The organism is Planococcus daihaiensis (assembly GCF_049262615.1).
Taxonomy (GTDB): Bacteria; Bacillota; Bacilli; order Bacillales_A; family Planococcaceae; genus Planococcus.
Genome location: NZ_CP175504.1, coordinates 82,841 through 97,702, shown reverse-complemented (window position 1 = coordinate 97,702; position 14,862 = coordinate 82,841). Strand labels below are relative to the sequence as shown.

14 protein-coding genes and 2 riboswitches are annotated in these 14,862 nt (G+C 45.7%); of the genes, 8 read left to right on the top strand and 6 right to left on the bottom strand.

All coding sequences use genetic code 11. The annotated features are described in order from the left end of the window. Nucleotides 1–753: 753 nt before the first annotated feature. Together DHX103_RS00475 and DHX103_RS00470 are read left to right on the top strand one after the other, a co-directional pair. Nucleotides 754–1,242: an NUDIX hydrolase gene (locus tag DHX103_RS00475; RefSeq protein WP_422123321.1), complete on the top strand. Its 489-nt coding sequence runs from the start codon at nt 754–756 to the stop codon at nt 1,240–1,242. 314 nt (nt 1,243–1,556) lie between these two features. Further along, nucleotides 1,557–2,507, top strand: coding sequence for a DMT family transporter (locus DHX103_RS00470; protein ID WP_422123320.1), 951 nt, complete (start codon nt 1,557–1,559; stop codon nt 2,505–2,507). Nucleotides 2,508–2,552: 45 nt separating this feature from the next. Here DHX103_RS00470 and msrA read toward each other — a convergent pair whose 3' ends face one another. Beyond that, the gene (msrA, locus tag DHX103_RS00465; protein WP_422123319.1) at nt 2,553–3,089 is read right to left on the bottom strand and encodes a peptide-methionine (S)-S-oxide reductase MsrA; all 537 of its coding nucleotides are present in this window, start codon (nt 3,087–3,089) and stop codon (nt 2,553–2,555) included. Nucleotides 3,090–3,712: 623 nt separating this feature from the next. Between msrA and DHX103_RS00460 the strand changes: the two genes are divergently transcribed. The 4 genes from DHX103_RS00460 (at nt 3,713) to DHX103_RS00445 (ending at nt 7,729) form a co-directional block, all read left to right on the top strand. Beyond that, nucleotides 3,713–4,657 (top strand): LCP family protein, encoded by a 945-nt coding sequence (locus tag DHX103_RS00460; protein ID WP_422123318.1) that lies wholly within the window; start codon nt 3,713–3,715, stop codon nt 4,655–4,657. 60 nt (nt 4,658–4,717) lie between these two features. Beyond that, nucleotides 4,718–5,908, top strand: a complete 1,191-nt coding sequence (locus DHX103_RS00455) for an AI-2E family transporter (protein WP_422123317.1) — start codon at nt 4,718–4,720, stop codon at nt 5,906–5,908. 61 nt (nt 5,909–5,969) lie between these two features. Continuing rightward, nucleotides 5,970–6,389, top strand: coding sequence for a sporulation protein (locus DHX103_RS00450; RefSeq protein ID WP_422123316.1), 420 nt, complete (start codon nt 5,970–5,972; stop codon nt 6,387–6,389). A gap of 539 nt (nt 6,390–6,928) precedes the next feature. Further along, the gene (locus tag DHX103_RS00445) at nt 6,929–7,729 is read left to right on the top strand and encodes a ZIP family metal transporter (protein WP_422123315.1); all 801 of its coding nucleotides are present in this window, start codon (nt 6,929–6,931) and stop codon (nt 7,727–7,729) included. Between the two features lie 116 nt (nt 7,730–7,845). Here DHX103_RS00445 and DHX103_RS00440 read toward each other — a convergent pair whose 3' ends face one another. The 5 genes from DHX103_RS00440 to DHX103_RS00420 form a co-directional block, all read right to left on the bottom strand. After that, nucleotides 7,846–9,204 carry a DUF5667 domain-containing protein gene (locus DHX103_RS00440; protein ID WP_422123314.1) on the bottom strand — a complete coding sequence of 453 codons (1,359 nt, stop codon included), beginning with the start codon at nt 9,202–9,204 and terminating at the stop codon, nt 7,846–7,848. Between the two features lie 73 nt (nt 9,205–9,277). After that, nucleotides 9,278–9,360: riboswitch (cyclic di-GMP riboswitch) on the bottom strand. Between the two features lie 149 nt (nt 9,361–9,509). Beyond that, nucleotides 9,510–10,268, bottom strand: coding sequence for an energy-coupling factor transporter transmembrane component T family protein (locus DHX103_RS00435; protein WP_422123313.1), 759 nt, complete (start codon nt 10,266–10,268; stop codon nt 9,510–9,512). Beyond that, nucleotides 10,249–11,679 carry an ABC transporter ATP-binding protein gene (locus tag DHX103_RS00430; protein WP_422123312.1) on the bottom strand — a complete coding sequence of 477 codons (1,431 nt, stop codon included), beginning with the start codon at nt 11,677–11,679 and terminating at the stop codon, nt 10,249–10,251. Before DHX103_RS00430 ends, DHX103_RS00435 begins: the two co-directional genes overlap by 20 nt. Continuing rightward, a complete protein-coding gene (locus DHX103_RS00425; protein ID WP_422123311.1) occupies nt 11,672–12,253 on the bottom strand; it encodes an ECF transporter S component in 582 nt (193 codons plus the stop codon). Before DHX103_RS00425 ends, DHX103_RS00430 begins: the two co-directional genes overlap by 8 nt. Continuing rightward, complete coding sequence (locus DHX103_RS00420) at nt 12,246–12,857, bottom strand: YkoF family thiamine/hydroxymethylpyrimidine-binding protein (protein WP_422123310.1); 612 nt, start codon at nt 12,855–12,857, stop codon at nt 12,246–12,248. The genes DHX103_RS00425 and DHX103_RS00420 overlap by 8 nt, the downstream gene beginning before the upstream one ends. A gap of 93 nt (nt 12,858–12,950) precedes the next feature. Then, a riboswitch (TPP riboswitch) is annotated at nt 12,951–13,056 on the bottom strand. Nucleotides 13,057–13,495: 439 nt separating this feature from the next. Here DHX103_RS00420 and DHX103_RS00415 point away from each other — a divergent pair. Then, entirely contained in the window at nt 13,496–13,819 is a 324-nt protein-coding gene (locus DHX103_RS00415) for an IDEAL domain-containing protein (RefSeq protein WP_422123309.1), read from the top strand. A 283-nt stretch (nt 13,820–14,102) separates the two neighbouring features. Continuing rightward, nucleotides 14,103–14,741, top strand: coding sequence for a hypothetical protein (locus tag DHX103_RS00410; protein ID WP_422123308.1), 639 nt, complete (start codon nt 14,103–14,105; stop codon nt 14,739–14,741). The last annotated feature ends 121 nt before the right edge of the window (nt 14,742–14,862 follow it).

Below are 14,862 nucleotides of genomic sequence, written 5' to 3'. Positions count from 1 at the left end.
GTTGGCGATGGTTCAACCACGGTCTGAGTCATCACTAAAGAGGTTGAAGAGATAAACATGGATGTAAGTAAAAATCCGGAAACCAGTGAATAACAAAGATGCAGAACAATAAAACTGCTGATAAAGACGATATAGCGTTTAATTTTAAACACCTCCTCTTATCTTTACGGTCATTCGAAGAAGAAGTTTCAACATATATCCAGTGAAGTCCCGCCCTTAAATACAACGCCAGGGAAGATGGAGACCAGCTGCTTCAGAAGCAGTGATACGTAATAATCCTTTTCAACCTGGAAATTCTGCAGTCCATACGCTGCAGCTGCTGATCGGATTAAATCATTAAACAGCTCATTCTCTTCGTGCAATCGCATCAAATAACCCCAATTCGTAGACCTTCAGTTTTGTTTTTATCGGGTACACATTGAGATGTTCCTTCATTAAACTTTACACTGAAATCTGTTAAGAGATGAAAAAAATTTCTTGTATTGGATGTCTCATGTACACTTTTGTAACCCGGTTAGTTAACTAAGCTCTGGAATAATCTTATATCTGCAATTATCAAAGTATTAATAGAATGTAAAAGAGAATACGCCTCATTTAAGCTTTTAATTTTCTTATGTGTAGGTAAACGTGTGCTTTTACGAACATAATTAATTCAGAAGTAAATTTCAATTCAAATACACAATGGAAGTTTTAGTGTTATGAGAGTAGATTTTGGATTCGTGATTCGATTACTTGAGAAAAGGAGAAATTTATATGCAAAAGTACCACCGAGCTTTTGGAGTATATGGATTATGTATAGAAAATGAAAAACTATTAGTTATAAATAAAAGTAGAGGACCATACATAAATCGATTTGATCTTCCGGGCGGAAGTTTGGAAGAAGGTGAAAGCTTATCTGAGGCAATAAAAAGAGAATTCCTAGAAGAAACAGGGCTTGAAATAAATGTTAGTGAAAATTTAGGAGTAATCGATTTTCAGCTTCCATGGAAGTGGCAAGAGTACTCTGCCGTTCATCATATCGCGGTTTATTATTTAGTTAATAAAGTAAGTGGAGAATTAAGTAAACCAACTCAATTCGATTGCCAAGACTCACAGGGAGCTTTATGGGTAACAGAAAAAGATATTTCAGTTGAAAATTCTTCTCCACTGGTAGTTAAAGCATTTGAGTGGATTAGAACGCGTAATTTGGGGATAGATGTAGAATCTTACGAAGAGTGGCATGTTAAAACAAATAGTGATTAAATATAGTTTGCATATCAACACTTATAAGAAGTTCCGAACTGAACCCCAAATGTTAGACACTTTACAAGTGTTTGTCATTCGGGGTTTTGTTCATCCAAAGCAATTTTCTCTATTTATATATCTGGTGAAAGCCCAAATACCAGGAAGTTTTTCTACTGTTTTCATGAATCCTGTTATGGAGGGCGATGAGAGTTTCGTAAGAATATTTCGCTGTTGCATTTGAGTTTTTAAGGATCCGACATTAAAAACTTCTGCTTAGTGGTATTCCTCAGATTCTTTCTATAGAATTAGAAATTAATCGGAGGGTGTACTTCATGTTTTTAGCTCTATTGGGAATAAGTATCGGGATTGGTTTGGCTATGCAGACAGCCGTCAACTCCCAGTTAAGAAAATTTGTTGAATCACCATTTGAAGCATCTATGATTTCCTTCATAATCGGAACGGCCTTCCTGACGATTGCCATGGTGTTCAGCAGCACACCATTAGGGATTCCGCTGGCTACTATTGCCGATCTGCCGGTGTGGATTTGGTTTGGAGGGGTTTTCGGGGTCATTGGTTTAACGACCAGTATTTTATTATTCGCCAAAATAGGAAGTATACAAGCATCCGTCATGCCTATACTGGGCATGATTGTGATGGGAATGCTGATCGATAATTTTGGATGGTTTAATTCATTGGAACAGCCGTTTACACCCAATCGATTGCTCGGCGTTATTTTACTGTTAATCGGAATTTTTCTAACCGTTGCGTTAACAGCTATAATTTCCAGACGGCATACCGTGACTGAACAGGTGATGGCAAAAGAACGCAGTGACGGACAATGGCATTGGCGTTTGCTCGGAGTTGGAGCGGGAATGCTCATGGCCACTCAGGCAGCGGTCAATGGACAATTGGGGACTGTACTGGGCTCGCCGATTCATGCAGCGTTTGTTTCATTTTTCACGGGCACGGCAGTCTTAATCCTCATTGTCGGATTTAAATATCGATCATTTTCAAGCATTAAAAAACCACTTGAGCAAAAAGCCCCCTGGTGGATTTGGTCCGGTGGTTTGCTCGGAGGAACATACATTTTGATGAACGTTTATCTCGTTGGCCAAATAGGTACCGGTCCGACGGTTATATTGGCCTTGTTCGGACAACTGACCGGCAGTCTTTTAGTGGAACGTTTCGGTCTGCTGGGATCTACCAGAGGCCAGATCACGACGCTTCATGTTTTGGGTTTAGTCATTATGCTGGCTGGGATCATTTTCATACAGCTGTTATAAGAAATAAAAAAACGGACGCCTCCTCAAAAGGGGCGTCCGTTGATGTTATTTTCCGGCTTTTTCCGGTTCCCAAACGGCATTCAGAAACTCATCTCTGCCGGACTGGGCACGGTCTTCTTCGTAATGGTCCGCATTTTTTTTATAATAATCCTGGTGGTAATCTTCAGCCGCATAAAAGGGAGCGGCGTCAATAATCGGTGTGTTTACCGATTTCTTATAGCGTCCGCTGGCATCCAATTGTTGTTTTGACGCCTCAGCAATTTCACGCTGGCGGTCGTTGTGAACAAAAATGGCTGGCTTGTATTGATCGCCGCGATCCTGGAATTGACCTTCATTGTCCGTCGGATCGATTTGCTGCCAGTATATATCCAGCAATTGTTCATAAGGAAATAAAACCGGATCAAACGTGATTTCGACCACTTCGAGGTGGCCGGTCGTACCGGATTTCACCTGCTCATAGCTCGGATTCTCAACATGGCCGCCTGTGTAACCGGAAACCACTCCTTCGATTCCTTCAAACTGATCGAAGGGCTTTACCATGCACCAGAAGCAGCCGCCCGCAAATGTCGCTTTCTCCATCATACTATCTCCTCCTGTCGCTCATAAAAGAAATAGTACCACTGCAACTGTTTACAGACAATAAAATTGTTTATACTGTAGGAGGTAAGATGATTATAAGTATAAATTTTTCACCAGCCGATGAAATGGCTCCAGGCGGAGTATTGATTTCCGATTTAATGTTTTATGATGTTAGTGAAGATGAATGAGGGAGATGCCGATTCGCTCTATTTCCGGCTGAATGATCATAGAATCAACATAACCGCTCATAGAATCACAAAAACCGCTCATAGAAACGACGTTTAGTGGATTCATGATCTTATGGATTCCGCCCACTCATTTACTCACAGAGAATTCTCTAAAGATATGGAGCAAAACAGCGAAGACGCCATGGGGAGCAGGCGAATGCCGACGAAGTGCGAGATCCACTCGGTTGGTACACTTACTTAGTTAGGTATAAAAACCGTGCTCCTGCATCGCTGCGCTGCTTCGTCGCAAAGACTTAGCCTCGCAAGCGTCGGCTAATGTCTTCGAAGCTGTTTTGCGGAATATCGATTTATAGAAATTCATGTGAGAAACTCACCAGAAACTTCTGCAGGCTCCATGCGTCATAATTCTTATGGAATATAGAAAGGAAAGTGTATTTAATGGAAGATGAACGCCAACTTCGAGGAAATCGCCGGAAGAAAAGAAGGTTCCGGAAACGGGGATTCCTGTTTATTTTGCTGATGGTCCTGCTGGCCTTTGGTGCATATTTTTTCATGCAATACCAAAGCGGCAAAAATCTGGCAGGCGAATCGGATCTGCCGGAAGTGGAATTTAATAATGATGAAGAAAATGATGGCTATGAAAATATTTTGGTGCTTGGCGTCGATTCGCGTGGTGAAGCGCAATCACGGACGGATACGATGATGCTCGTAGCGCATAATAAGGATACGAACGATGTGAAAATCGTATCTTTCATGCGCGATATTTACGCGGACATTCCGGGTTACCAATCCTATAAACTGAATACGGCTTTTTACCTGGGCGGAGTGGACCTGCTCGCCGATACGCTGCGGAGTATGTTCGGTGTTCAAATACACCATTATGCATTGGTTGATTTCACGAGTTTTGAAACACTGGTGGATATTGCGGCACCAAGTGGCGTCGAAATCGATGTGGAAAAAGACATGTCGGAGCTGATCGGCGTTTCATTGACGCAAGGCAATCAGCAGTTGAATGGCAAGGAATTGCTTGGCTATGCGCGTTTCCGTGCGGACAGCGAAGGAGATTTTGGCCGCGTTCGCCGTCAGCAGCAAGTTCTGGCCGCTTTAAAGGACGAACTGGCCAGCGTGTCATCGATCCCGAAATTGCCGAAACTGGCAGGAGCCGCACAAGGCTATGTCCAGACAGATTTGCCGGTGCTCGACCAAGTGAAATTGGCGACCGACATGGCGACGGGGGGAACCGAAGAAATTGAACGGCTGACCGTTCCCGTCGAAGGCAGCTATAGCAATGCGAGCTACCCGCAAGCCGGCGCGGTGCTGGAAATCAATCTCGAACAGAACAGACAGGCTTTGAGTGAGTTTTTAAATCAGCCTTTGCAATGAAATATTCTGAAAATATGCTAAGATATAAGTGAATAGTCTAATTGGAAAGAAGGTCTCGCCATGGAGCCGGAAGAAAAGCCATCCTTTTTTGAAACGAACTATATCCAGTTTCTCGGAGGCAGAAATACATTATTTACGTTGATTGCTTTAGTGTTGATCGGTTTGGTCATCTTTATATTCAGGGAAGTATCTTTCATTTTTAATCCGCTGAGCGTTTTTATGCAAACAGTGGTGCTGCCCGTGACTTTAGCGATGATTTTGTATTATCTGCTGCGGCCGGTTCTTCGGCTGCTTGAGCGTTTCCGCATCAAGAGAATTTGGGGCATCCTCATCATTTTCCTTGGTGTCATTGGATTAATTACCCTGGTGACATTTTTGATCCTCCCGTTCTTGCGGGAGCAGCTGCAAATGCTGATCGCGGAGTTTCCTGAATACTTCAACCAATTATTAATGGACGTCGATGCTTTTCTTCGCTCATCCTTTTTGGGCGGCTATTATACGGGTTCCAATTTTGATATCGATCAATTGATGGAAACGCTGCCGGAAAATGTGGCTGGCATCCTGCAAGATACCGTTGCGAGCATCATTTCAGGAGTTACCGGCTTCCTGTCGACGATCACAAGTTTCGTGCTATCGATTGTCATCGTTCCGTTTATCCTGTTTTATTTATTGAAAGATGGGGAAAAGCTTCCTGAGTACATTTTGAAATTATTGCCGCCACGTTTGCGCCACGATACGCGCGAAGTGTTCGGCGAGGCGGATAAACAGCTGAGTGCTTATATCCAGGGCCAATTGATCGTAGCGTTCCTGATCGGTGTGATGGTTTATATCGGTTTCCTGATCATCGGAATGGAATATGCGCTGCTGCTCGGCGTACTGGCCATGTTCACGAGCGTCGTGCCTTATATCGGACCCGCAATCGCCATAACGCCAGCCGTCATCATCGCGCTGGTCACGTCACCGTTTATGCTGGTGAAACTGGCGATTGTCTGGACAGTTGTCCAAGTGGTGGAAGGAAATGTTATTTCGCCGCAGGTCATGGGGAAAACTTTGTATATTCATCCGGTCACGATCATTTTCGTGCTCCTGACAGCCGGTTCGTTGTTCGGTGTGGCGGGTGTCATTCTCGGTATTCCGGTTTACGCAATCCTGCGTGTACTGGTTTCCCATACCTTCAAGCTGTTCAAGCGCCGCTACAATAAACACGAGCCAGGCCTCGATAATCATTATGATTATACGGAATTGCATTAAACGTTTATAATTGAGTTATAAGCAATTTAATTACTTACAAAAATTTGGAGGTTTCCCAGTCATGAAATTCAAAGATTTTTTATCATCCATTGGCTTTGGGTCAATGAAAGTCGAAACAGTTGTCGAGAGGCCGCATTTGGAAGAAGGCGAAACCTTGAACGGCACGATTTATTTTGAAGGTGGAGACTCCGACCAGGAAATTGATTTTATCGAACTCCATGTTCTCAAATTGATCGATGATTACCGCGAAGACAGCGATTTCAATATCATTGAAACGATTGTTGCAAAACAGTCGATGGAGTTTGCCGGATCCGTAAAATCAAAGGACACGGTGATGCAGCAGTTCGAAATTGTGCCGGATGAGCGCTGGTTGATCGAAAACGATAAGGCGCGCCTGGTGCTGCGGACGATCGTGCATATCCGTGAGGGTGTGGATGTGCGGGATGAAGACGAGATTACATATGGGAAACTTGAGAGCTGATTCTTCAGCTCTTTTTTTTGTGTGTTTAGAATCATTATATAAGTTGATAAGTTGAACTTAAGAATTTCCACTGTCCATGCCGCTTCGGCGCTTCGGACAAGGCTCCCGCAATAAGCCGAGAAGAGCACTCGTCTTATTGCTTCGCCCAGTCCTAAGCCGCGCCGGCGCTGAGAGAAATCTCTAGAGATATGAAGCAAAACAGCGTAGACGCCTGTGAGCCCAGCGAAGTGGCGAGTTAGCTCGATGCAAGCCCGCGGCAAGCAAGTTGTTTTGCGGAATAACGGCTACTATAGTTTATTAGTTCAACTTATATAGTGTTCTGTTATAGGTTTAAAAAAAGGGGAAATAAGGAATAAATCTATCAAACATTAAAATTGCAGTTTGTTAGGCGAAGCCATCTCTTTCAATTCCGCCGGCAACCTGAAACGCTGGCTCTACGACAAAGCTTTAAGCTAGTAACCTCTAGGAATCGCTAATTCTTCAGTGAATTAGCGGTTTTTTTAGATTTTCCCACGCCATATGTGAGGATGTGATGATTCGTGGTTGAATGGTTTATCGGCGTGCCTCCTGTCATGCAAGCTTTGCTGGCTTCGCTTTTCACATGGGGCGTTACAGCGATTGGAGCTGCAACAGTATTTCTTGTGAAAAACATTAATTTGAAAATCATGGATGCCATGCTGGGCTTTGCCGGAGGGGTCATGATTGCCGCCAGCTTCTGGTCTCTTCTGTCTCCCGCGATAGCAATGGCGGAACATTCGCATTCCCAGCCCGCATGGCTCATCAGTGCCGCCGGTTTTATGGCGGGCGGATTATTCATTTTCCTTTTAAACCGATACATTCCTCATCAGCACCCGTCTGATAGAAATATCTCACCGAGCGCAAATCGCAGCCGGCTGTTAGTGCTCGCAATTACATTGCATAACATACCCGAAGGACTTGCTGTAGGCGTCGCCTTCGGGGCGGTGGCGGCAGGCTATGAAGAAGCTTCACTGGCGGGCGCCGTAGCATTGGCAATCGGCATCGGATTACAGAATTTTCCTGAAGGGATTGCAGTTGCGATGCCAATCCGCCTTGAAGGGAAATCCCGCCTGAAAAGCTTTCTATACGGACAGGCTTCGGCGCTTGTCGAGCCGGTTGCCGCGGTGGTGGGCGCTTTAGCTGTCAGCCTGATGCAGCCGCTGCTTCCTTATGCCTTAAGTTTCGCTGCCGGGGCAATGATTTTCGTCGTCGCAGAAGAAGTGATTCCGGGTTCACGAGAAAACGGCAACCACGGACTTGCGGCCAATAGTTTGCTTATCGGCTTTGCCGTCATGATGATGCTCGATGTTGCGTTGAGCTGAAATTATGTATTTCTGCTCGGGAACTGGCGGAATTCATAAATGGTTGCATGCAAAAAGGCCGACCGGATAATTGGATATCCGGTCGGCCTTTTGTTCGGGATAGAGACTGTTCTGGTTTAATTTTTATTGTCTTTATTGTCTTTATTCTCTTTATTACCCTTATTCTCTTTTTTCTCGTTCCGTTTTTCCTCGCCAGCTGCTTTGTTCTGCTCGCGCTGCTCTTCAGCAGCGGCTTTATCAGCATCACGCTGGGCTTTGGCATCCGCTTTGTCTTGTTCGTGCTTCGCTTTAACCGCAGCTTTTTCAGCTTGGCGCTTTGCTTCAGCGTCCGCTTTGTCCTGCTCACGTTTCACTTCGGCTGCCGCTTTGTCAGCGTTCTTTTGGGCTTTAGCCGCAGCTTTTTCTTCGGCTTTAACCGCTTTTACGGCTGCTTTTTCCTCAGCTTTTACGGCTTTGGCAGCAGGTTTTTGTTCTTCAATCAATTCATCGTCAGAACCACTTTCCTCAGAAGAAGGGGAAACAGTGCTTGTGTCATCTTCGGTGTTTTCCTCTGCTGGAAGTTCAGCTGATTCTTCCGATTCCTCAATTCCGTCTTCGGTATTGTCTTCAGAGGTTTCCGGTTCTTCAACAACATCTTCTTCAATCGAATCTTCTTCGGCTGGAGTTTCTTCATCCACCAGTTCTTCCGTTTCTTCATCAAGTTCCTCTAATTTAGCGAGTTCCTTTTCGATCTTGCGCTCCAGGCGGTCCATGGCTTTGGCGACATTTTTTGCCAAAGCTTCTTTAGCCTTGGGATTCGTGACTTTTTCCATGGCTGCTTGCAGGGCGAAAAGGTTTGAACTGAATTTGACTTCCAATGCAGCACGTGCATCTTCTTCCGTCAACTCTTCATCTGTTTCCGAGACCTCTTCGTCAGGGGTTTCTTCATCAATTTCTTCCTCTGGAACTTCTTCACCGTCTGATTCTTCAGCAGGTGTTTCTTCATCAATTTCTTCTTCTGGAACTTCTTCGCCGTCTGTTTCATCAGCAGGCGTTTCTTCTGTTTCTTCTTCATCGATCAGCTGATCAAGGCCCTCTTCATAAAGTGCCAATGCCTTTTCAAGCGTTTCGATTGCCAGCTCTTCATCGCCAGCTGCCATCAATGCTTCGGCTTCAAGAATCCGCTGTTCTACATAACCAGCAAATAATTCGGCTTCCGCTGCCTGATCAAATGTGAAAGCCAATTGAACTTTTTCCTGCAATTGCTTCAGGAAATAGAAGAAATCGCCTGGTACCAGTGCGGGTTCTTCCGCATCTTCAACTTCTTCTGAAGCTTCCGGTGTGACAATAGCTTCCTGCTCATCAGCAGGTGTAGTTTCATCTGCCAGAGCCGACACGGCATTTAATGACAGAAACCCTGCGGATGCAATGACACCCACTGCAAAATAACGTTTGATCTGTTTGGAAACTTGTTCTTTTTTCATGTTTGACAACATTTCAATCCCCCTAAATTCTTATTTTATTCAAAAGAATTTCGAATGGTACTGAATCGAAGTATCATTCGCCATTCCCGGCAGCCCAGCCGCCATAGCCGAAGCCACAGGCCTGAAACTTTGCGTCACAGCCTTTCAGCTGCTTTGCCTTTATACAAGACGCGAATAAGTAATCTGCTTCACTTTGTTAAGAAAGCAGAATATTACTGCTATTTCAGTTTATATGAATAAAATATAAGTAGATAGGGTATTTAGGACTTATTTATTGTATTTATTTACAAATTGAAAACTGGGAGATGGTTGATTACTTAAGCTGAAATCATAGTGCCGGCAATTGAACAGACGGTGAATAGGGCCAACATAGCAATAGCCAAAGCGAAATCCGACCGCTTAAACGTGACCGGTCTATAAAATTCCTTCCTCGGCTCACCCGTAAACCCGCGGGCTTCCATGGCAAATGCCGAGCGTTCGGCTTTGCGGACGGCTCCGGCAAGCATCGGGATGATGACTCTGCGCACACCGAGGAGCCGCTGCCACCAGAATTTTTCCGTGGTGGCTCCGCGCAGCCGGTGCGCTTGCTGGATCTGGAAAAACTCATCTTTCAGCACCGGCAGAAACTGGTAGCCGACGAGAACGCCGTAAGCTAGTTTCGGCGACAATTTCAACTGTTGCATCAGGCTCATGACGAATCTCACCGGATCCGTCGTCAAGGCAAACAAGAGTGACAACGATGAAAATGCCAGGACGCGGAACGACAGCGACAACGCGAGCGTCCATTGTTTATCGGTCACATCAAATCCGAACAGCGACCACATCACGCTGCCGCCCGTTTCAGCGCTGAAGACGATGGTCGTCCACAGATAGCCGAACGCACCAAACGCGAATGGCAACATGAAAAGCGTCCACAGCTTCCAATTGATTCGGCTGAACAATAATTGAACGGCGATGATGCTGAAAAAGAATAATAACGGCGTCCAGGGGTTGAAGAAAAATGCCAACCCCACCATGGCGATGGTGACCGTGATGAATTTAATGGAGGGATTCATGTCATGCAAAAGATTTCGCATGCTGCACCACTCCTTTTGGAGGCAGCAGATTATGGCGAGCGAGCAAATCCGGATCCTCCCAAACTCGTTTGGCGGGGAACATGCCCGTCAAATGACCTTCTTTCAATAAAATCAGCGAATCCGCAATGGCTGCGGCAAATTCCATGTCGTGCGTCACGATCATTACGGTATCGCCCGCATCCAATCGGCTGTCGATCAGCTGGAACAATTCCAATAGAGCTTCGCGGTCCTGGCCTGAAGTTGGTTCATCCAAAAAGAGGATATTTCTGCCATCTGCCAGCATGGCGCCAATCGCGACCCGCCGCTTTTGGCCATGGCTGACAGCGAACGGATTGTGCGCTGCTATTTCGGTTAGACGCAACGAATCCATTAATTCCTTTAATTCTTTCAAAGAAGAGGTTCCTGAAAAGTCGAGTTCTTGTCTGACTGTTGGCGTCAGAAACAGAAACTCCGGTGATTGCGGCACATAGCCACAGGCATTTGATGTGACGGTGCCCGCTGCTTTTTTGTAAATGCCGCACAGCGCTTTCACCAATGTGGATTTACCGCTGCCGTTCGGGCCGGCGATGACGATGCATTCGCCTCTCCGCGCATTGAAGGAAAGGGGATGGAGCAAAGTTTTTCCTCCAATTTTCACAGACAATCCGTTCGCTGTTATTGTTGCTTCATCCAATACCGAATTCAGCCGGTGCGGGTAGCGGAAAGTTTGATGCGCGATGAACTGCTGATCCGCAATAATTTTTCCACCGGCATCGATTGCAATTTCACGGTCAAAAAACGTTCCCCAGCTGTCGAGACGGTGTTCGACGGCAATGATGGTCAGTGCGAACTTTTTTTGCAAGCCGCCGAGCCAAGAGATGAATTCCTTCGCAGTCAGAGGATCAAGATGTGAAATCGGTTCATCAAGCAACAGCACCTCCGGGTTCATCACAAGAGCACAGGCCGTGGCGACGCGTTGTTTCATTCCGCCGGAAAGTGTTTGGATTGAAACATCGCGTAGATGAGACAGTCCGGTGATTTCCAAAACGTCCGCGATCCGCCCGTCCATTTCCACGGCAGGCGTGTTCAAATTTTCCAATGTGAATGCGAGTTCTTCTTCGACCGTAGGCATGCAGAACTGCGAATCGGGGTCCTGGAACACGGTGGCGATGCGGTGGTTGATCTCACCGGGTCTATAAGATTCGGCAGCTTTGCCGAATAAAAGAATTTCACCCTCCACAATACCATCGCAATTTTCCGGGTATAGCCGATTCATTAAATAGAGCAAAGTCGATTTGCCTGAGCCGCTCGGACCGGAAATCGCGACCCGTTGTCCGCACTCGATGGCAAACGACATCGACGACAGAGTGGGTTCCTGATCATCCGGATAGCGAAAGGTGACGTCGTTCATTGAAAGGATGCTGTTAGGCATTGGCATCACGCGGCTGGGTTTGGGCAATCGCGTAACCGCGCAGGGACCCGGTCGCGAGCAGCGCATCGCCGATGTATTTGCCGCCGATGCCTGCAATAATCGCACCGCTCAATACGCGCAGCGTAAACATCAAGGCAACGAATGAAGGATCCAACGCCGCATAGCCGGAAACAAAATAGCCATAGATAAAACTGAACACCGCGGCTCCGATACCAGCCAGCATAAAGACGAAAATATTGAAATGGCGATAGCGCGTCACCGCAAACGCCGCTTCCGCACCAAGCCCCTGGATGACGCCGGACAGGATGAGGCGGGGGCCGACTGCGTTGCCAAGCATGACTTCGATGATGGCCGCCATCGTTTCGGGAATCACGGCCGCACCTGGTTTGCGGATGATGTGCATGCAGATGATCGAGACGATAAACCAGATGCCGAACATCCATTCATAGGCAATGGGTCCGATCAGACCGGCCCAGATATTGCCGAGATGGATGAACAGCAGATAGACGATGCCGAACACGACACCGAACAGCGACATCAGCACGATTTCTTTCAGTTTCCATGACTTAAGCATCGGCGTTGCCTCCAACCGTTTTGGAGTGGGAAGGGCTGTTGATGCTCATCGATACCGTCATGACGAGATGGCGATGCGCCTCGGAGCGCGCATGCGTGAATGACTCTTCATAAAACGTGAAAACATCGTGGATATCGCCGTGGATGCCGCTGGCGTAATGCATCGAATCGTTCCAAACCCCATGCTCTTTCGCGCGTTCGACTTCCCGGTAGATGACGCTCATGTAATCGGGATTGTTCATCGGATACAGCGCGAACTGGGAAGAGACATATTGCTTCGTGTCATCCGTATTCAATAACACATCGTCTTTATCGAGATAGACATCTCCCGACGTGTCGCCGGGGCAGCCGATGGAGAACGTGCCATTCAATGCCACATGTTCTCCGGTTTTCGCTGCGTGCAGCGTGAGCGCTTTTGCCACATTGAAGACGTGATTCTGTTTGCCGCGGATGACGGTGGAGACGTCATCGGTGTGCATCCAGACGTTCGAGGTGTCGGTTCCGTTCAACGCCCCTTTGATGATTTTGATGAAGTCGCCGCACATCGGATTGAGCGTGAAGCGAAATCCGACGATGGGGCTGGTGCCGCATTGCAATGGTTCCATAACAAAATTCCTCCTTCAAAATGTACACAAAAATGGCCGCATCCGTGAAGATGCAGCCACTGTTCCATGCAAGTTGAGTAAAGAATTTCATTGCGGAAAGTCACCGCACTTCCTCACGCAGGTCCTAACCTGTTCGAGTCATAAGGGATCGGAGCTTTCGCTCGCATCTCAGCTAAAATAAGCACCCCCAGTGCAGAAAACGGTATGCGGTTTTTGTGTTCGGGTTGTCCCGATGGCTCAAGTGTAAATGAAGGTTGGAGGGAAGTAAAGGATATTTTAGAAATATGATATTCCGCAAAACAGCTCGCTTGCCTGGCGGCTTGCGCCGAGCTAACTCGAGCTATTCGCTCGAGTGGATCTCGGCACTTCGCTTGGTCGCCTGGGCGTCTTCGCTGTTTTGCTCCATATCATTTAACTAATCATTTACACAAATATCGTGAGTGAAATGTGATAAGTTTTATTGATAATTTCATTTATCTTGAACTCAGAGCATATTTATTGAGTTCTGGTTGAGGGAAGAGTAGTATTCGATTTACCCACTTAAAGGGTAAGTGTTGTTTAAGAGGGTATTGATGAAGGTAGAGCAAAGATAGAGTTCAAATTTTCGATAAAATACAGGAAAAAGCAGGTGTTCAAGTATGAATGAAGAAAAAACAATATTAAAAACCACTGATTGGGTTAAAGGGACTTCTATTAATGGGGAAATGGTTATTGGATTTATTGATTCGATGAGCATGGTGCAGGGCGCTGTGTATGTAACGGTTGCCGAAAGCGATAATGAAAGCATTATCGGTATGACGATTCCACTAGCAGTAAAACAGGTTGAAAGCTTGCCGCAAACGGCTCCGAAAGATACTGCACAGCTTGAGTATCTGATTGATCTGGCTTTGCAGACTGGGGATAAAGAGTGGTTTGAAGAGTTGACTGCGGAGTTGAATGGGAAGACGCAATCGGTTAACTGAGCTAATTGAAATGAAAATTATATACTTAAAGAGCCGCGGGTTATTAATACTCGCTGCTCTTTTTTCTATATATACATATCTGAATTTTAGTAAATATGAACAGTGAAACAATTCTGTTGTTAAAATATGGTACAATAGTCAAGTTAAAAACTTCAGAAAACGGAATTCGAATTAATAAAAGAAGTACTGCAGGTAAAAGATAAAGCTGAGTATTTAACCATATACGCAATATAAGAAAGAGGCTGATCCACAAGGGTCATACACGGAATAGAAAGGGATTTTTATGAAAAAATTAGCAGTAATATTGATAACGAGCGGCCTCCTATTGGGAGCCTGCTCGAGTGATGATGAAACGACAGAAACTTCAGCTGAATCAACGGATACTACAGAAACAGCCGAAACCACAACTGAAGAGACTGAAGGAGAAAAGGTCGAGGTTGATAAAGGGCTTTTCAGTGTGGAAGTAACACTGCCTGCTTCTTTCTTTGAAGGTGAAGATATGGAGCAAGTCGTAGCAAGCGCTAAAGAAGAGGGTATGGACGAAGCTGCTGTAAACGACGATGGTTCTGTCACTTATAAAATGTCGAAGAGCCAGCATAATGAGATGATGGAAGAGATGGCAACCGGTTTAGAAGAAGCCAAAACAGAAATCGTAGAATCGGGTGACTATCCGTCCATCCAGGCCGTTGAATCCTCAAAGAACTACGATCAATTCACATTAACGGTGGACTATGAAATGTATGAAAACAGCTTTGACGGCTTTGCAACGATGACGCTGGGGCTTGGTGGCTCTTATTATCAGGCTTTTGATGGAAAATCACCGGAAGATCTGCATCTGGAAATTCTGGTTGAGGATGCAGCTACTGGCGAAGTAATTGATACGATTGTGTATCCGGACGTTTTGGAGGAGATGGGGGAGTAGTTGGGTTTGTGAATTTCCCTTGGACAAATCGATTGAGATAATAGAATTATGATTAGTATAAAAGTGATTGAAGGCATTCGTGAAAACGGATGTCTTTTAATATAGTAAAAAGCTGATATGG